Annotated in this window: 9 protein-coding genes, 5 tRNA genes and 3 rRNA genes; 3 read left to right on the forward strand and 14 right to left on the reverse strand. The window is 52.2% G+C overall.

All coding sequences use genetic code 11. The features are described 5' to 3' along the window. The first annotated feature begins 2 nt into the window (after positions 1-2). From FH974_RS13430 to FH974_RS13440, 3 genes are read left to right on the forward strand one after another with little or no spacing between them, the layout of a single operon-like run. On the forward strand, positions 3-1967 hold the full coding sequence (locus tag FH974_RS13430; protein ID WP_047886416.1) for a beta-N-acetylhexosaminidase: 1965 nt from the start codon (positions 3-5) through the stop codon (positions 1965-1967). A 36-nt stretch (positions 1968-2003) separates the two neighbouring features. Beyond that, positions 2004-4409 carry a glycoside hydrolase family 94 protein gene (locus FH974_RS13435; protein ID WP_047886415.1) on the forward strand — a complete coding sequence of 802 codons (2406 nt, stop codon included), beginning with the start codon at positions 2004-2006 and terminating at the stop codon, positions 4407-4409. Positions 4410-4467: 58 nt separating this feature from the next. Continuing rightward, positions 4468-5880, forward strand: a complete 1413-nt coding sequence (locus FH974_RS13440; protein WP_047886414.1) for a phosphoglucomutase/phosphomannomutase family protein — start codon at positions 4468-4470, stop codon at positions 5878-5880. Positions 5881-6443: 563 nt separating this feature from the next. On the opposite strand, the gene FH974_RS13445 is transcribed toward FH974_RS13440, so the two are convergent. The 14 genes from FH974_RS13445 to FH974_RS13510 all read right to left on the reverse strand — a co-directional run bounded on the left by FH974_RS13445 (position 6444) and on the right by FH974_RS13510 (position 18380). After that, positions 6444-6520 (reverse strand) — tRNA-Asp (locus tag FH974_RS13445). A 43-nt stretch (positions 6521-6563) separates the two neighbouring features. After that, positions 6564-6679: ribosomal RNA gene (rrf, locus tag FH974_RS13450) — 5S ribosomal RNA — on the reverse strand. A 116-nt stretch (positions 6680-6795) separates the two neighbouring features. Further along, a 23S ribosomal RNA gene (locus tag FH974_RS13455) occupies positions 6796-9687 on the reverse strand. A 313-nt stretch (positions 9688-10000) separates the two neighbouring features. Further along, positions 10001-10076, reverse strand: a tRNA-Val gene (locus FH974_RS13460). A 30-nt stretch (positions 10077-10106) separates the two neighbouring features. Beyond that, a tRNA-Lys gene (locus tag FH974_RS13465) sits at positions 10107-10182 on the reverse strand. Position 10183: 1 nt separating this feature from the next. Further along, positions 10184-10259, reverse strand: a tRNA-Glu gene (locus tag FH974_RS13470). Between the two features lie 91 nt (positions 10260-10350). Beyond that, positions 10351-11902, reverse strand: a 16S ribosomal RNA gene (locus FH974_RS13475). The 16S, 23S and 5S rRNA genes sit together here with 4 tRNA genes alongside, the layout of an rRNA operon. A 345-nt stretch (positions 11903-12247) precedes the next feature. Beyond that, positions 12248-12457 carry a hypothetical protein gene (locus FH974_RS13480; protein ID WP_047883760.1) on the reverse strand — a complete coding sequence of 70 codons (210 nt, stop codon included), beginning with the start codon at positions 12455-12457 and terminating at the stop codon, positions 12248-12250. Between the two features lie 118 nt (positions 12458-12575). Further along, positions 12576-14018 (reverse strand): aminotransferase-like domain-containing protein, encoded by a 1443-nt coding sequence (locus FH974_RS13485; RefSeq protein WP_047883759.1) that lies wholly within the window; start codon positions 14016-14018, stop codon positions 12576-12578. A 181-nt stretch (positions 14019-14199) separates the two neighbouring features. Next, positions 14200-14285 (reverse strand) — tRNA-Leu (locus FH974_RS13490). Positions 14286-14392: 107 nt separating this feature from the next. After that, positions 14393-15370 carry a LacI family DNA-binding transcriptional regulator gene (locus FH974_RS13495; RefSeq protein WP_047883758.1) on the reverse strand — a complete coding sequence of 326 codons (978 nt, stop codon included), beginning with the start codon at positions 15368-15370 and terminating at the stop codon, positions 14393-14395. A 480-nt stretch (positions 15371-15850) separates the two neighbouring features. Next, positions 15851-16576, reverse strand: a complete 726-nt coding sequence (gene chbG / locus FH974_RS13500) for a chitin disaccharide deacetylase (RefSeq protein ID WP_047883757.1) — start codon at positions 16574-16576, stop codon at positions 15851-15853. Between the two features lie 165 nt (positions 16577-16741). Continuing rightward, positions 16742-18058 (reverse strand): 6-phospho-beta-glucosidase, encoded by a 1317-nt coding sequence (locus FH974_RS13505; protein WP_047883756.1) that lies wholly within the window; start codon positions 18056-18058, stop codon positions 16742-16744. Between the two features lie 4 nt (positions 18059-18062). Then, positions 18063-18380, reverse strand: a complete 318-nt coding sequence (locus tag FH974_RS13510; RefSeq protein ID WP_047883769.1) for a PTS lactose/cellobiose transporter subunit IIA — start codon at positions 18378-18380, stop codon at positions 18063-18065. Between the last annotated feature and the right edge of the window lie 38 nt (positions 18381-18418).

Below are 18418 nucleotides of genomic sequence, written 5' to 3' on the forward strand. Positions count from 1 at the left end.
CTATGAGCTATCGCCTAGATTTAACCGTCATAGAGCAGCAGGAGAACCTGTCCCGCTTTGCGCTCACATTGCATAACCTGGCTGACCAGCCGCTGGAAAACTGGTCCCTGCATTTTGTGATCGGACGTTGGATCAATCAGGATTCGCTGAGCAACGGTCGCCTGCACCAGATAGGCAGCTACTGCACCCTGACGCCTACCACATCCGAACCGCTGGTCTCCAACGGGCATTTTTATACCGAATTCACGGCCCACACCAAGCCGTTCACCTTATTTGATGACGGCATTCCGGAAGCCTTTATCCACTCGACAGCGCACAATCCCAGCGGGGATGACATCGCAACTAAGATGCAAACGCTGATCCACCCCCAACCAGTCGAAGTCACCACGATCAATCTGGCCTCGCCAAGCCAGGAGCGTTTCACGACGCCCCTGCCGGCAGCCAAATCCATCAACCTGATCCCAGCCCCCCATGCGCTGAAAGTTCTGGGGGGGAGCTTTTCGCTGCACCGCCACAGTGCGATCAGTGCCGAACATGAAGCCGCGCAAGGCAGCAGCCACTGGCTGCAAGCCACTCTGACCGGGTACTTGCATGACGAACTGCCGCTTCAGCCAAACGGCAACATCATCTATCAGTACAATCCGAAGCTGCCGGAAGGGGCATACAAACTCTTGGTCGAATGGGATCACATCTGGCTACAAGCAGGCTCCGAAGCCGGTTTCTGTCATGCGACGGCAAGTCTGATCCAGCTGTTACCCAATGCATCCAGCCACTCCGCGCACGCGGCATGTCTGCTCCCTATGGTCGAAATTGAGGATGCCCCGCATTATGGCTATCGGGGAATGATGCTGGACTGTGCCCGCCACTTCCACCCGGTGCCGCGCCTGAAGTTTTTGATTGACCAACTGGCACGCTACAAATTCAATACGTTCCACTGGCATCTGACCGATGATGAAGGCTGGAGGCTGGAAATTGATGCCTACCCGGCACTGACCGACATGGGTGCATGGCGTGGTCCGAACGAAACCCTTGCCCCACAGTTCACCACGATCAGCCAGCGTTATGGCGGTTACTACACCAAAGATCAGGTCAGGGAGCTGATTACCTATGCAGCTGATCGCGGCATCACCATTATCCCTGAGATCGACATGCCAGGGCATTGCCGCGCCGCCATTCGTGCGCTCCCAGAGTTGCTGGTGGATCGCAACGACCACTCCCAGTACCGCAGTATCCAGGGCTACCCGGATAACATTCTGACCCCAGCCCTTCCGGGAACCTATGCCTTCATCCAAACCGTTCTGGCTGAAGTGTGTGAGCTGTTCCCCGCCCCGTACGTACACATTGGTGGTGATGAGGTGCCCCATGGCGTCTGGACCGACAGCCCGGGCTGCCGGGCTCTGATGGTAGAACATGGTTACCGCGATCCAAAAGAGCTGCAGGGCCATCTGCTGCGCTATGCCGAAGAGTGTCTGGCAGCGCACGGCAAGCGCATGATGGGCTGGGAAGAAGCGACCCACGGCGACAAAATCAGCACCAATACCGTGATATTTTCCTGGCAGAACGAAGAGGCCGGCGAGCAGGCGGCGAAGGCAGGCTTTGACGTCATTATGCAGCCGGCGCAGTACACCTACCTCGATCTGGCACAGGGCTTCTCGGCGGATGAGCCCGGCGTTGACTGGGCCGGGAAACTCCCGCTGGACAAAGTCTATCAATATCACCCGCTGGCTAACCTGCCAGCCAGCGATCCGGCGCAACAGCGCATTCTGGGAATTCAGTGTGGCCTGTGGTGTGAACTGGTTAACAGCCAAAGCCGCCTCGAATACATGCTTTTTCCACGCCTCCTGGCGATTGCCGAACTGGGCTGGACCTCACCAGATCAACGCAGCTGGCCAGATTTCAAAGCGCGTCTAAACGGACAATTAGCTTACCTGGACAAAGCAGGCATTAACTACCGTCGCTGCGAATAACGCTGCAGCTGACTGATTAAACAAGGATTGAAAACCATGAATTACGGCTATTTTGACAATACCAACCGAGAGTACGTCATTACTCGCCCTGATGTGCCTGCACCCTGGACCAACTACCTGGGTACAGAAAAGTTCTGTACTGTCATTTCTCACAACGCCGGGGGCTACTCGTTCTACAACAGCCCGGAGTACAATCGTGTAACCAAGTTCCGTCCAAACGGCACCTTCGACCGCCCGGGCCACTATGTCTACCTGCGCGACGACGAAACCGGTGATTACTGGTCAATCTCCTGGCAGCCGGTGGCAAAAAGCCTGGAAGAAGCCACGTATGAAGTGCGTCACGGCCTGTCTTACTCCAAATTCAAATGTGAATACAACGGCATCACAGCGCAGAAAACCCTGTTCGTACCAAAAGGCGAAGACGCGCAAATCTGGGATGTAAAAATCAGGAACGACGGCGATCAGCCACGCACCATCAGTGCATTCTCGTTCGTGGAATTCTCGTTCAGCCACATCCAGTCTGACAATCAGAACCACCAGATGAGCCTCTACTCAGCCGGAACGGCGTACAACGAAGGCGTAATTGAGTACGACCTGTACTACAACACCAACGATTATGAAGGCTTCTACTACCTCGCTTCCAGCTTCGATCCAGACAGCTATGACGGTCAGCGTGACAGCTTTATCGGTATGTATCGTGACGAAGCGAATCCCATCGCGATCGAAACCGGTCGTTGTTCTAACCATGTGCAAACCTGTTACAACCACTGTGGCTCACTGCACAAGCAATTCGTAATTCAGCCGGGCGAGGAAGTTCGTTTCGTCCTGATTCTGGGGATCGGCAAAGGTGAAGGCCAGCGCCTGCGAGCGAAATACCAGGACGTTGCAAATGTTGACGCTGCGCTTGCTGACATCCGCGCGCACTGGGATACCCGCTGTGCCAAGTTCCAGGTGAAATCACCGAACGAGGGGCTGGACACCATGATCAACGCATGGACCTTGTACCAAGCGGAAACCTGCGTGGTGTGGTCACGCTTTGCCTCTTTCATCGAAGTAGGCGGCCGTACGGGTCTGGGTTACCGTGATACCGCGCAGGACGCGATTTCCGTGCCTCACGCAAACCCACGCATGACCCGCAAGCGCCTGGTGGATCTGCTGCGCGGTCAGGTGAAAGAAGGCTACGGCCTGCACCTGTTCGATCCAGACTGGTTCGATCCAGAGAAAGCCGATGTTAAACCATCTAAATCACCAACCGTGGTACCAACCCCAAGCGACGAAGACAAGATCCACGGCATCGAAGACACTTGCTCTGACGACCACCTGTGGCTGGTGCCAACCATCTGCCGTTACGTACAAGAAACCGGTGAAGAGAGCTTCCTGGATGAAACCATTCCTTACGCCAACGGCGGCGACGCGTCTGTTTATGAACACATGAAAGCGGCGCTGGACTTCTCTGCTGAATACGTGGGGCAAACCGGTATCTGTAAAGGTCTGCGTGCAGACTGGAACGACTGCCTGAACTTGGGTGGCGGAGAGTCAGCAATGACGTCCTTCCTGCATTTCTGGGCACTGCAGGAATTCATCAAACTGGCGAAATACAAAGGCTTGGATGCGGACGTACAGAAGTACACCGAAATGGCAGCCAATGTGCGCGAAGCGTGTGAACAGCATCTGTGGGACGAAGAAGGCGGCTGGTACATCCGTGGCCTGACCAAAAACGGCGACAAGATCGGCACCGCGCAACAAGCTGAAGGCCGCGTGCACCTGGAATCTAACACCCTGGCTGTTTTGTCTGGCCTGGCGTCGCAGGAGCGTGGCGAAAAAGCGATGAACGCCGTTGATGACAACCTGTTCTCTGAATACGGCCTGCACCTGAACTCGCCATCATTCGCAACGCCCAACGACGACATCGGTTTTGTTACCCGCGTCTACCAAGGCGTGAAAGAAAACGGCGCGATCTTCTCGCATCCAAACCCATGGGCTTGGGTAGCCGAAGCGAAACTGGGACGTGGTGATCGTGCCATGAAGTTCTACGATGCACTGAACCCATACAACCAAAACGACATCATCGAGAAGCGAGTTGCCGAGCCGTATTCATACGTTCAATTTATCATGGGCCGCGACCACGAAAACCATGGCCGTGCCAACCACCCATGGCTGACCGGTACGTCTGGCTGGGCATACTTCGCAGTCACCAACTTCATCCTGGGTGTCCAGACCGGTTTCGACGGCCTGACCGTGAATCCATGTATCCCGACCAGCTGGCCTGGCTTTGAGGTGACCCGCGAATGGCGCGGCGCGACTTACCACATCAAGGTACAAAACCCGAACGGCGTCAGCAAAGGCGTCACGGCCATCACCTTGAATGACACTCCTGTTGAAGGAGCAATCCCGGCTCAACCGGTCGGCAGTATCAACACTGTCAACGTGATCATGGGCTAATTGAATTGGGGCGCCCGATTGCGCCCCGTATACCGACGAGAGAAATAGGAGTTCCATCATGATCCAATTCGGAACCGGTGGCTGGCGCGCCTTAATTGGCGAAACCTTCACCAAGGATAATGTCCGGTTAGTCGCTCAAGCGCTAGCCAATATTATGGTCGCCGAGCAGGTGACCCAGAACGGCTTTGTCATTGGCTACGACCGGCGTTTCTTATCTGATAAAGCCGCAGCCTGGTTTGCTGAAGTCCTGGCGGCCAATGACATTAAAGTAAGCTTTATCAACAAGTTTGTGCCAACGCCGATTGTTATGTTTAAAGCCAAGCATATCGGTGCCACCTATTCGGCCTGTATCACCGCTTCGCATAATCCCGCGGACTACAACGGGATAAAAGTGTTCATCGAAGGGGGACGAGACGCTGACGAGATCATCACAGCTAAGATTGAACAGCAAATTTCCCAGTTAACTTACGATTATATTCAATCCGTGGATTTCGATGACGCCATCGCATCACAACAAATTACCCTGATCAATCCAATGAATGAATTTGTGGATTCCATTGTCGATTTCATCGATATCGAAGCCATTAAACGCGCGAATCTGCGTGTGCTGATTGATCCTATGTTTGGGGTGGCTAAAAATGCCTTACAAACTGTGTTGATCAGCGGCCGCTGTGATGTCGATGTAATTCACGACGGGCACAACCCATCATTTGGCGGTCTGATGCCTTCACCCAGTGCAGCAACGTTATACCGCCTGAAACACTTAGTGGCTCATGAAGGTTACGACATCGGTATCGGCACCGATGGCGATGCCGATCGCCTGGGGATCATTGACGAAAAAGGAAACTTCGTTCACCCCAATGAAGTCCTGATGCTGCTCTATTACTACTTACTGGAATACAAAGGCTGGAAAGGGTCAGTCGTACGTAACATTGCAACCACCCACCTTCTCGACAGAATTGCCGCCGCACATGGTGAGAAGTGTTTTGAAGTACCAGTAGGCTTCAAACATATCAGCGCCCAGATGGAGGCCGATGATTCATTGATTGGCGGTGAAAGCTCCGGTGGCCTAACCATCCGAGGACATATCAAAGGAAAAGACGGTGTCTTCGCTTCCAGCCTGTTAGTGGAAATGATCAGCGTAACAGGTAAGAAGCTCTCCGAACTGCTTAGTGAAATTTATGGCAAGTACGGCTTCGCCTACACTGCAGAAGGTGACTGTACTTTCCGCGCGGCCGATCGCCAGCGGCTTTACGACAAGATTTACGTGGAAAAATCCCTTCCTGAATTTGAATGGGAAATCGAGCAGGTCAGCTACGCGGATGGCGTAAAAGTCTACTTCAAAAATGGCGGATGGGCCCTGGCACGCTTTTCCGGCACTGAGCCACTGCTACGTCTCTTCTGTGAGATGGCATGTCAGGAAGAAGCCGAAAAAGTTGTCCTCCAGATGAAAAGCTTTCTTAACCTCTGAGTACACCGATGCCCGCTCAACACTGCCTGACGGGCGTATTGGCTGCATAGCGGTACGTTGCGCAGGCTGCTCACCAGCCTTAGCGCCAAGGGTAGATTCTCAGCTACCCTTTTCTTTTTTACTTTCCCAGAAACACATTCCGCTTAACTCAGCATACAGATTTTATTCTGCCCTTCATCTCTCACCCATAGGTTCTCTCTGCGAGTTTATCATCGTCTAAATACACGTGCTTTTAACTATCATGTCAGACCATACTCAAGGGCCAATTGTGAAAGAAAGCCATCATCGGACGAGGTTCCATCGACTAGCTCTACGCTATTGAGTCAAGGTCAGCCTCGCTAGTTTCAGCCATGTAGTTAAAACAATTTCCCCCCAAACGAAACGCAAAAAGACAGTACCTCGCATTTTGTCTGAACATACGGATGCAAAAAGCCCGAATCTTTCAACTCGGGCTTCGTATGAACGGCCGGGCTGGCGCTCCAGCGGGACTCATTCGACCTCAGGGCGAACATTATCTTTAAACGTAAAAAAGCCCAGTCTTTCGACTGGGCTTTTTTAAAGAGTGGCGGAGCGGACGGGACTCGAACCCGCGACCCCCGGCGTGACAGGCCGGTATTCTAACCAACTGAACTACCGCTCCACTCAGAATTAGCGTTTGTTCAGAACGCTAACCTAAATTGGGTGCCTGGCGATGTCCTACTCTCACATGGGGAGACCCCACACTACCATCGGCGCTGCTGCGTTTCACGTCTGAGTTCGGCATGGGATCAGGTGGGTCCACAGCGCTATGGTCGCCAGGCAAATTCTTTGATTCACCGCCCGCAGGCCGCAAATCACAATCTTGGAAAAAACTGACTAAAGTTCAAGCACACCATTCAAGTGCTCGTGGAGTCCGTAAAACCCCTTGGGTGTTGTATGGTTAAGCCGCACGGGCAATTAGTACAGGTTAGCTCAACGCCTCACAGCGCTTACACACCCTGCCTATCAACGTTCTAGTCTCGAACAACCCTTCAGAGAGCTTAAAGCTCTGGGGATGACTCATCTTGAGGCTCGCTTCCCGCTTAGATGCTTTCAGCGGTTATCGATTCCGAACTTAGCTACCGGGCAATGCGTCTGGCGACACAACCCGAACACCAGAGGTTCGTCCACTCCGGTCCTCTCGTACTAGGAGCAGCCCCTCTCAATCATCCAACGCCCACGGCAGATAGGGACCGAACTGTCTCACGACGTTCTAAACCCAGCTCGCGTACCACTTTAAATGGCGAACAGCCATACCCTTGGGACCGACTTCAGCCCCAGGATGTGATGAGCCGACATCGAGGTGCCAAACACCGCCGTCGATATGAACTCTTGGGCGGTATCAGCCTGTTATCCCCGGAGTACCTTTTATCCGTTGAGCGATGGCCCTTCCATTCAGAACCACCGGATCACTATGACCTGCTTTCGCACCTGCTCGAACCGTCATTCTCGCAGTCAAGCGGGCTTATGCCATTGCACTAACCTCACGATGTCCGACCGTGATTAGCCCACCTTCGTGCTCCTCCGTTACGCTTTGGGAGGAGACCGCCCCAGTCAAACTACCCACCAGGCACTGTCCGCACCCCCGATGAGGGGGCGACGTTAGAACATCAACACTACAAGGGTGGTATTTCAAGGACGGCTCCACAGATACTGGCGTACCTGCTTCGAAGCCTCCCACCTATCCTACACATGTAGGGTCAATGTTCAGTGCCAAGCTGTAGTAAAGGTTCACGGGGTCTTTCCGTCTAGCCGCGGGTACGCAGCATCTTCACTGCGATTTCAATTTCACTGAGTCTCGGGTGGAGACAGCGTGGCCATCATTACGCCATTCGTGCAGGTCGGAACTTACCCGACAAGGAATTTCGCTACCTTAGGACCGTTATAGTTACGGCCGCCGTTTACCGGGGCTTCGATCAAGAGCTTCTCCCTAAGGATAACCCCATCAATTAACCTTCCGGCACCGGGCAGGCGTCACACCGTATACGTCATCTTTCGATTTTGCACAGTGCTGTGTTTTTAATAAACAGTTGCAGCCACCTGGTATCTGCGACTGCCAGCAGCTCCAAGAGCAAGTCTCTTCACCGCCGGCAGCGTACCTTCTCCCGAAGTTACGGTACCATTTTGCCTAGTTCCTTCACCCGAGTTCTCTCAAGCGCCTTGGTATTCTCTACCCGACCACCTGTGTCGGTTTGGGGTACGATTTCTTGCTATCTGAAGCTTAGAGGCTTTTCCCGGAAGCATGGCATCAATGACTTCAGCACCGTGGTGCCTCGACATCGGGTCTCAGCCTTAAGATGGTCCGGATTTGCCTAAACCATCAGCCTACACCCTTGAACCTGGACAACCGTCGCCAGGCCCACCTAGCCTTCTCCGTCCCCCCATCGCAATAGCAAGAAGTACGGGAATATTAACCCGTTTCCCATCGACTACGCCTTTCGGCCTCGCCTTAGGGGTCGACTCACCCTGCCCCGATTAACGTTGGACAGGAACCCTTGGTCTTCCGGCGAGGAGGTTTTTCACCCCCTTTATCGTTACTCATGTCAGCATTCGCACTTCTGATACCTCCAGCGCCCCTTACAGGACACCTTCAGCGGCTTACAGAACGCTCCCCTACCCAATACGCTAATGCGCATTGCCGCAGCTTCGGTGTATCGCTTAGCCCCGTTAAATCTTCCGCGCAGGCCGACTCGACCAGTGAGCTATTACGCTTTCTTTAAATGATGGCTGCTTCTAAGCCAACATCCTGGCTGTCTGAGCCTTCCCACATCGTTTCCCACTTAGCGATAACTTTGGGACCTTAGCTGGCGGTCTGGGTTGTTTCCCTCTCCACGACGGACGTTAGCACCCGCCGTGTGTCTCCCGGATAGTACTTACTGGTATTCGGAGTTTGCAAAGGGTTGGTAAGTCGGGATGACCCCCTAGCCTTAACAGTGCTCTACCCCCAGTAGTATTCGTCCGAGGCGCTACCTAAATAGCTTTCGGGGAGAACCAGCTATCTCCGAGTTTGATTGGCCTTTCACCCCTAGCCACAAGTCATCCGCTAATTTTTCAACATTAGTCGGTTCGGTCCTCCAGTGCGTGTTACCGCACCTTCAACCTGCCCATGGCTAGATCACTCGGTTTCGGGTCTAATCCCAGCAACTGCACGCCCAGTTAAGACTCGGTTTCCCTACGGCTCCCCTATACGGTTAACCTTGCTACTGAAATTAAGTCGCTGACCCATTATACAAAAGGTACGCAGTCACAGGACAAAGCCTGCTCCTACTGCTTGTACGTACACGGTTTCAGGTTCTATTTCACTCCCCTCACAGGGGTTCTTTTCGCCTTTCCCTCACGGTACTGGTTCACTATCGGTCAGTCAGGAGTATTTAGCCTTGGAGGATGGTCCCCCCATCTTCAGACAAGATAACACGTGTCCCGTCCTACTCGTTTTCACGCCAAATGTGTTGTCGGCTACGGGGCTGTCACCCTGTATCGCTGAGCTTTCCAGCTCATTCGCCTGACACCTAAAGCGCTTAAGGGCTAATCCGGTTTCGCTCGCCGCTACTGCCGGAATCTCGGTTGATTTCTCTTCCTCGGGGTACTTAGATGTTTCAGTTCCCCCGGTTCGCCTCATCAAGCTATGTATTCACTTGATGATAACTGCTTATGCAGCTGGGTTTCCCCATTCGGAAATCGTAGACTCAAGTGGCTCTTACTGCCTCATCTACGCTTATCGCAAGTTAGTACGTCCTTCATCGCCTCTGACTGCCCAGGCATCCACCGTGTACGCTTAGTCACTTAACCATACAACCCCAAGAGGTTTCGTATGTTCAAACAACCAAGGTTTTTCCATCTGAGTTAAGATGGTTAGTTTGTTTTGCCGGACTCTTCTTACACAAGACACTTGAATGTGTATTGCTTGAGAACTCGTTTCTCTTTCGAGAAACAATAATTTCGATTCATCTGAATCGAATTACTAGTCAGCTTTCCAGATTGTTAAAGAGCATGTGCTTGCCTTGCGGCAGCCACTTTCTAAAGACTTTCAGCGTCACGAAACTGACCCAACAACATTACTGCTATTGAATCTGCGGCTCCGTGCAGAAAAGTATTTAGAGAGTGGTGGGCGATACCGGGCTCGAACCAGTGACCCCCTCCTTGTAAGGGAGGTGCTCTCCCAACTGAGCTAATCGCCCTCCGATGTTTTACATCTTCCGAGGAGAAGATGGTGGGTCGTGCAGGATTCGAACCTGCGACCAATTGATTAAAAGTCAACTGCTCTACCAACTGAGCTAACGACCCGTGGCGTCCCATAGGGGAGTCGAACCCCTGTTACCGCCGTGAAAGGGCGGTGTCCTAGGCCTCTAGACGAATGGGACCTTTTGTTTCGGGTTTGGGTACCCGAACACATGTTCTCTACATTTCGACCAAGCAATCTGTGTGGACACTACGCAAAGCGCAGTCTTTAGGTAAGGAGGTGATCCAGCCCCAGGTTCCCCTAGGGCTACCTTGTTACGACTTCACCCCAGTCATGAACCACACCGTGGTAAACGCCCTCCCGAAGGTTAAGCTATCTACTTCTGGTGCAGCCCACTCCCATGGTGTGACGGGCGGTGTGTACAAGGCCCGGGAACGTATTCACCGTGGCATTCTGATCCACGATTACTAGCGATTCCGACTTCATGGAGTCGAGTTGCAGACTCCAATCCGGACTACGACATACTTTGTGGGATTCGCTCCACCTCGCGGTCTTGCTGCCCTCTGTATATGCCATTGTAGCACGTGTGTAGCCCTACTCGTAAGGGCCATGATGACTTGACGTCGTCCCCACCTTCCTCCGGTTTATCACCGGCAGTCTCCCTGGAGTTCCCACCCGAAGTGCTGGCAAACAAGGATAAGGGTTGCGCTCGTTGCGGGACTTAACCCAACATTTCACAACACGAGCTGACGACAGCCATGCAGCACCTGTCTCACGGTTCCCGAAGGCACTCCCGCATCTCTGCAGGATTCCGTGGATGTCAAGAGTAGGTAAGGTTCTTCGCGTTGCATCGAATTAAACCACATGCTCCACCGCTTGTGCGGGCCCCCGTCAATTCATTTGAGTTTTAATCTTGCGACCGTACTCCCCAGGCGGTCTACTTAACGCGTTAGCTCCGAAAGCCAGTGTTCAAGACACCAACCTCCAAGTAGACATCGTTTACGGCGTGGACTACCAGGGTATCTAATCCTGTTTGCTCCCCACGCTTTCGCATCTGAGCGTCAGTCTTTGTCCAGGGGGCCGCCTTCGCCACCGGTATTCCTTCAGATCTCTACGCATTTCACCGCTACACCTGAAATTCCACCCCCCTCTACAAGACTCTAGCCTGCCAGTTCCAAATGCGATTCCGAGGTTGAGCCCCGGGCTTTCACATCTGGCTTAACAAGCCGCCTGCATGCGCTTTACGCCCAGTAATTCCGATTAACGCTCGCACCCTCCGTATTACCGCGGCTGCTGGCACGGAGTTAGCCGGTGCTTCTTCTGCAGCTAACGTCAAACGATACCGCTATTAACGATACTGCCTTCCTCACTGCTGAAAGTGCTTTACAACCCGAAGGCCTTCTTCACACACGCGGCATGGCTGCATCAGGGTTTCCCCCATTGTGCAATATTCCCCACTGCTGCCTCCCGTAGGAGTCTGGACCGTGTCTCAGTTCCAGTGTGGCTGATCATCCTCTCAGACCAGCTAGGGATCGTCGCCTAGGTGAGCCGTTACCTCACCTACTAGCTAATCCCACCTGGGCCAATCTTAGCGCGAGAGGCCCGAAGGTCCCCCTCTTTGCTCCGTAGAGATTATGCGGTATTAGCCATCGTTTCCAATGGTTATCCCCCACACTAAGGCATGTTCCCAGGCATTACTCACCCGTCCGCCGCTCGCCGCCCAACAAATCCCCCGAAGGGTCAATGTTGTCGCTGCCGCTCGACTTGCATGTGTTAGGCCTGCCGCCAGCGTTCAATCTGAGCCATGATCAAACTCTTCAATTAAAGTTTTGGCTCGATGAATACTGAATTAAATTGACTGTGCCAAAATAACCGAAGTCATTTTGAATTGGTCACTCAGTTCATCGATAAATCTTTTTGACTATCAGTTCACGAGTGCCCACACAGATTGCATGGTCAAATTGTTAAAGAACTTTTCTTTCACGTCGCTGGCTTATCTCGCCGTGCTCCGTGTCAGTGAGGCGGCATTATAGAGAGATTAGTTTTCTGCGCAACCCCAATTATCAAAAAAAATGCCCCACACGAACCAACCGAACAAAAAACAATCACACCTACCTTTTTATGCTTATTTTCATCTCATCAGGGCATTCACTTTCGTCAAAAACAGCTTTATGAGCATTTATCATTAGCTAACGCAAACTTCACCGCGAATACCCCAATGCCGAATAACAGAAATGGAATCGCGGCAGCCAAATACTCAACCCACAACTTGTCAGCCAGGCTTTTTGCCAGAATGAGATGCCCAATGACCAGCAGTGCCGCACAAATTAATGAAACCGCAATGAGTTTTACTTCCGACCGTTCGTTTGTTTTTAACATATAGCCATGTCCCTTCTCTTATTAATGAAGGCGCAATTGCAACATGGCACAACACAATGAAGGTAGTACAGAGCAAAGGGTTAACCTCTAGAACAGTGAGGTCTTAATTTGAACTGGATTATTGTTCCAGGCACTGCTGGCGCAAAAACTCAGCCAGAACCAATAAGGCTTGTTCTGTTTTTTCACTCCAAGCGTAAGATCCGTTTATTCGCAGACAGTGACGATATCTGGCATCTGATGAAAATAACGTACCGGGTGCGATACTAATTTGATGTATCTGCAATACAATCGATAAAACCTGTGAGGTATCTACTCGTTGGTTCGGTAACTCGACCCATAAAAAATAACCTCCGCTGGGTTGAGTCACTTGAGTTCCATCGGGAAATGCCGCAACGATGGCCTGACGCATTTGTTTCAGTCGCTGCATCAGTGTACGGCGTAATTGTCTGAGGTGGTTGTCGTACCCGCCATGCTGAACATACTGAGCTAACGCATATTGATTGGGCACCCCGACCGAAAGCGTTGACATAAATTGCAGCTCTTCAATTTGCTTAGCATACCGCCCTGCCGCCACCCACCCGACGCGAAACCCCGGCGCCAGGCATTTAGAAAATGAGGAGCAATGTAAGATCAGCCCTCTGTCATCCAGTGATTTGATGGGAGCTGGTTTTTCTTTCCCAAAATACAGCTCGGCATAAACATCATCTTCTATTAAAGGAACATCATTCTTGGCCAGCAGCTCATAGACAGCTTTTTTCTTTGTTAAAGACAGGCTGGCACCAAGAGGATTCTGAAACTTGCTCATCAGCCAGCAGGCTTTGACTGACTTATCAGAAAGCGCTGCTTCTAGCTCCTTGATCGAAACTCCCGAATAAGGATCTGTCGGCAGCTCAATCGCCGTTAAGCGAAGCCGCTCAATCGTTTGTAACGCGCCGTAAAAAACCGGTGATTCAATCAGCACTGTGTCACCCGGCTGAGTGACGGCCGCCAGACTTAACCCCAATGACTCCATTGCACCAGAAGTGATGACGATATCATCCAGACTTACCGGCACTCCTTCGCGCAAATAACGTTGCGCCAACACCCGTCGTAGCTCTAGGCTGCCAGGCGGTAAGTCCACCAACCCACTGTTAGCAGGTAACCCCTTACAGGACTGACTGAATATTCGGCCCAGTTGTTGAAGCGGAAATAGATTGGGATCAGGGAAGGCGGAACCAAAGGGCATGACATCCGGCTGCTTGCAGGCACGTAAGACATCAAAAACATGTTTATTAATGTTAATGGAGCGGTTTACCCGCTGCGGAATGCTCACATCCGGTGAGGGCAAGCGATTAAAATGAGGTGACACAAAATAGCCAGTCTTGGCTTTGGCATGAATCCAGCCTTCACTTTCGAGATACTCATACGCTTTGAGGACCGTCATTACACTGACCCCGTGCGCTTTACTCATTTCCCGGACAGAAGGAACCCGTTCGCCCGGTCGCCAAATCTTTTGCTGAATTTCAGATTTCACCCGTTCGACAATGCTGCCGTAGCGGCTGTTAGCTAATCGCGAAGACAACGTCCCTGCTCTCTTAAATAATTAAAAAGAAAGATGTATTTTAGCGGGATATTGGTCCGATTCAGAGCTGAAGTAGAATGATCACAGGTTAATTGTGATAAAGAACAAAAATGGGGGAGAAAATGAGGCATGGCAGAAACAACAAAGCCCCGACTTTCGTCGAGGCTTTGTTGTTTGAAATTGGTGCCCGGGGCCGGACTTGAACCGGCACAGTTATTCACCGGCGGATTTTGAATCCGCTGCGTCTACCAATTTCGCCACCCGGGCAGATGGCGCTCATTATACGTATACGGATTTGATATACAATTATTTTTCTCGCATTTCACGCTGCTGCACGTTCAATCGCTGAAATTTTCCGCAACGGGCAACAAAACTCAGCGTAGTCTAAGTTGAGGGGCAAAGTGTTGGGGGCCCCAGAAGCTGGTATCATTGATTTTGCTAATCAATAATTTAACCGCTGATTGGGCCATTTCGCTGAGAGGAAAATACACTTCGGACACTGGAGGATAAAGCCCCTGACACAAATCCACACTGTCAAAGCTAATCAGGGCGACCTGACGAGGGATATCAATCGCGTGCTCATGGAAATACAACACCGCTCCCAGCATCATTTCTTCATTACAGGAAAACAGAGCCGAAAACGTCATCCCGGTCTGATACAGCTCCCGAACCGCCTGATATCCGCTTTCCCGTTTGTAATCACCAAACACAGTCAGCCCTGGGTTAACCGGTAACCCGGCTTCCTGCATAGCCAGTAGGTAGCCCTGGTAACGCTGTTGGCTGCTGATTCTGTCCATCGGGCCGGAAATACAGGCGATATTCCGATGCCCCTGCTGAATCAGATGCTGTACAGCCATTTTCGCGGCCAACGTATGATCAAACGTGATACAACGATCCTCTAACCCTTCGACCAGGCGATCCAGCAATACAAAGGGTGTGGACTCGGCAGCCAGCTCTCTCAGCTCGTCATCACTTAAATAACGGCTGTTAAGCACGTACCCCTCACAGCGCAAAGCGTGGAAGCGATCAATCGCCTCTCTTTCTCCATCAGCACTGTGGTGTCCCTGCGCAGTAATCAGAAATTTTTTGTGCAGATCCAGTTCATTCTGTACCTGCTCCATCATCTCACCAAAAAAGCCACCGGTGTAATAGGTCACCAACAAACCCGTCATGTTCGAAGATGCGGTCGCAAGAGAGCGGGCTATTGCACTGGGACGATAATTTAGCGTCGCCATAGCCTGCTCAACCTTGCGTCTGGTATCAGAACGAAACTTTCCTTCGCCATTAATAATGCGCGACACTGTTGAACGATGCACACCGGCCAGACTGGCCACATCCTGAATACTTGCCATTCTTTACATTTAGCTCCCTGAGACCGCTTGCCACTTATTGCTATGATAGATACCTGTGCCAAAGGGCACTGTTTATTCCCTGACGATGGTATTCAAAACCACACCCGTCCAGCCAAACTTCAGCACTTTACAAAACACGCTCGGCAAAATCGACCCGCCTGCCGTAAAGAACCGCAAAGCCCCCCAAGAAAGGGTAAGCCGCCGGTAACCTGTGCCTGCAAAAGGGGGAAAGGCCGGTACCGGCAGCTTACTTAACCTGACATCATGTCACCAGTTCGACAGCGCCCGATTCAACGGTGATTGTAACGTCAACGCTGATAGTGCCTGTGATCTTGGCGACCATGTTCACGAATAGCTCACAATTTTGCCGCGCTTCTGTTCAGGGCGTTTGCAGAACATTTGCCGTAGCTTGCCACGCCTTACCGTACAAAGGTATCCGCTCCACCCCATTCAGACATCTCTGAGCATCATCGGGGGGGATCAGAATAATGACGAATAATCCGCAACGGTTATTCCCCGCTGCTTCAACAATTCAGGCAAACGAGGATCCGTCAGGACCGCCAGTTCACGGGTACGGGCGATGTTGTACGAGCTCAGCTCGAGCAACGACTGATCAACCAGAGCCGGGTGGGTCATGACTTCCAGCACATCACACCGCCCCTGATGGCCATCAAGCAGTGCCGTCAATCGGGACAAGGTCAGCTCTTCGCCATAAAAACCAGACTCAAAGGCATAACGACACGTACTTCCGGCTAACCCGCTTCCCCTGAGCGGTACCCGATACCCCTGCACCACTTCCTCAATAACCGGCAGCAACTCAGGATGCGTATGCGCATGATGATGGCTGTCAACATGGCTCAACGCTAACCCCTGCGCCAAAAAGTGCTCAATTTGCGCCGTGGTTTCGTCAGCGATTTGCTGCTGGGACATTCCCTGATGCGCCCAAAACGCCGAGTAAGGTAAGAACTTTCCCTGCTCGTTCACCAGGCTGGATGCCGCCGTGAGTGGCGAGCCTGCGGTAAAACGCAGATGCACCCCGACTTTTAATGCCGGTGTGTTGCCCGCCAGCTGCACAGCCTGCTGCTCCGCGGGCATCCCAACCATTAGGGTGGTTGAGCGTACGACCCCGGCAACACATGACTCCACAATGCCTAAGTTCACTCCTAGGGTAAGCCCAAAATCATCGGCATTAAATATGACGTGCATCTTTCCTTTACTCCTTGTGATGGATGGCACCTTGATAGATAGGGTCTTGTAACCCATGGCAACCGCGACACCTTTGCAACACCTTTGCGACACTTAGCTATACCTGACTACTGTGGCATTACATCAGGGCCTTGTTGAACCTAAAACACTAAGCCACGGCCTTGCTCAGCCAGCATGAAACTGAGGTAAATAGTCGTGGTTTTCTCTGAGGATGTCGTCCAGGATTGCTTTGGCACGATGGATATCCGGAACCAGCGGGTTATTCGCCAGTGCCATCAGTCCCTGGTTATAGTTACCATGAACAGCCGCCTCAACCGTTAACTGTTCATAGGCTTTCACCTGACTGATCAAGCCCAATACTGCCGGGCTCAGGCTGCCCACCGTGATTGGTTTGGCTCCCCAGCTCCCGACCACCGCACTGCACTCAATCACGGCAGCATCTGGCAGCGCAGAGATAGTGCCGTTATTGCGGACATTCACCACATGTACGGTTTTACGATCGTTGTAAATCGCATCCACCAAGTTCAGGGAAGCATCCGAATAGTACGCACCTCCCCGGTTTTCCAGCTGAGCTGGTTTTTCTGCCAACGTTTCATCCCGATAGAGGTCAAACAACTCCTGCTCGGTTTTCATCACCTGCTCGGCTCGGGTACCTTCAGTCTGCGCCGTCGCTTTTTCTTCCGCTAACATGGCATCCGGCTGATAAAAATAGCGATGATAAGGGCACGGGATCGCGCCTAATGCATTCAGGAAATCCGGATCCCATGGCTCTTCTGCAATATTCTTCATGGTATAGCCGGCACCATCACCGACTTTTTGCAGCACTTCCGCCGTTACGTCCTTACCGTTCAACCAGGCGCGATGAGCCCACACCAGGTGGTTAAGCCCTGCGCATTCCAAAGATAATTCATCAGGCTCACAATCCATCATTGCCGCGATCATCATCTTCATGGATACCGGCACGTTACACAAACCAATCGCTTTCACCTTGGTGTATTTCAGAACCGCTTCTGTCACCAGACCGGCCGGGTTTGTGAAGTTCAGCATCCAGGCATCAGGAGCCAACTCCTCAATGTCCTTACAAATATCCAGGATCACGGGGATCGTCCGCAATGCCTTGGCAAAACCGCCCGGCCCCGTGGTTTCCTGACCAATAACGTCATACTTCAGCGGGATCCGCTCATCACGGGCTCTGGCTTGTAAGCCGCCCACCCGAAATTGGGTCATCACAAAATCGGCTCCGGCGATGGCTGCCCGGCGATCTAACGATGCCGTTACAGTGATGTCCGCCCCGGCTTTGGCAATCATCCGTCGGGTCAGCGCGGCAATGATCTCCAGCTTTTCCAACCCGGCTTCGACATCCACAAAATGGATTTCACTGACCGGTAACTGCTCCCGTCGTTTCAGCACTCCTTCCACCAACTCCGGGGTATAACTGCTGCCGCCCCCGATAATCGCAAGTTTGATCGGTAACTTTGCCATGCGTCTATCCTCTGTCTGCAGCCATGTTTTCGTACATTGTCACCATTTCCGCTACCAGTTCATGGGCCAGAATGGTGGTCATCAGGTGATCCTGAGCATGTACCATCACCAGGGTCATTTTGACTTTCCCCTCTCCCTGATCCGCTTCAATCAACTGGGTCTGGGTCAAGTGTGCCCGGTTAAGACAAGCTTTGGCCTGCTGCAAGTGCTCCCGGGCAAGCGGGTAATGCTGCTGGCGAGCAGCTGCCAGCGCTTCATAGCACAAGCTTCTTGCTTCACCCGCGTTAACAATAATGTCCATCACGACTGCTTCCTGATCCAGGTCTTGCACCATACTGTTTCTCCTTTAATACAATGCTT

This window comes from Photobacterium ganghwense (genome assembly GCF_017329545.1).
GTDB lineage: Bacteria > Pseudomonadota > Gammaproteobacteria > Enterobacterales > Vibrionaceae > Photobacterium > Photobacterium ganghwense.

Excerpts from the sequence above, each read along its gene's own strand:
- FH974_RS13505 (WP_047883756.1), bottom strand. The coding sequence starts at position 18,058 with ATGGCAAAGTTACCGATCAAACTTGCGATTATCGGGGGCGGCAGCAGT.
- FH974_RS13440 (WP_047886414.1), top strand. The coding sequence starts at position 4,468 with ATGATCCAATTCGGAACCGGTGGCTGGCGCGCCTTAATTGGCGAAACC.
- chbG (WP_047883757.1), bottom strand. The coding sequence starts at position 16,576 with ATGCACGTCATATTTAATGCCGATGATTTTGGGCTTACCCTAGGAGTG.
- FH974_RS13480 (WP_047883760.1), bottom strand. The coding sequence starts at position 12,457 with ATGTTAAAAACAAACGAACGGTCGGAAGTAAAACTCATTGCGGTTTCA.
- FH974_RS13495 (WP_047883758.1), bottom strand. The coding sequence starts at position 15,370 with ATGGCAAGTATTCAGGATGTGGCCAGTCTGGCCGGTGTGCATCGTTCA.
- FH974_RS13435 (WP_047886415.1), top strand. The coding sequence starts at position 2,004 with ATGAATTACGGCTATTTTGACAATACCAACCGAGAGTACGTCATTACT.
- FH974_RS13430 (WP_047886416.1), top strand. The coding sequence starts at position 3 with ATGAGCTATCGCCTAGATTTAACCGTCATAGAGCAGCAGGAGAACCTG.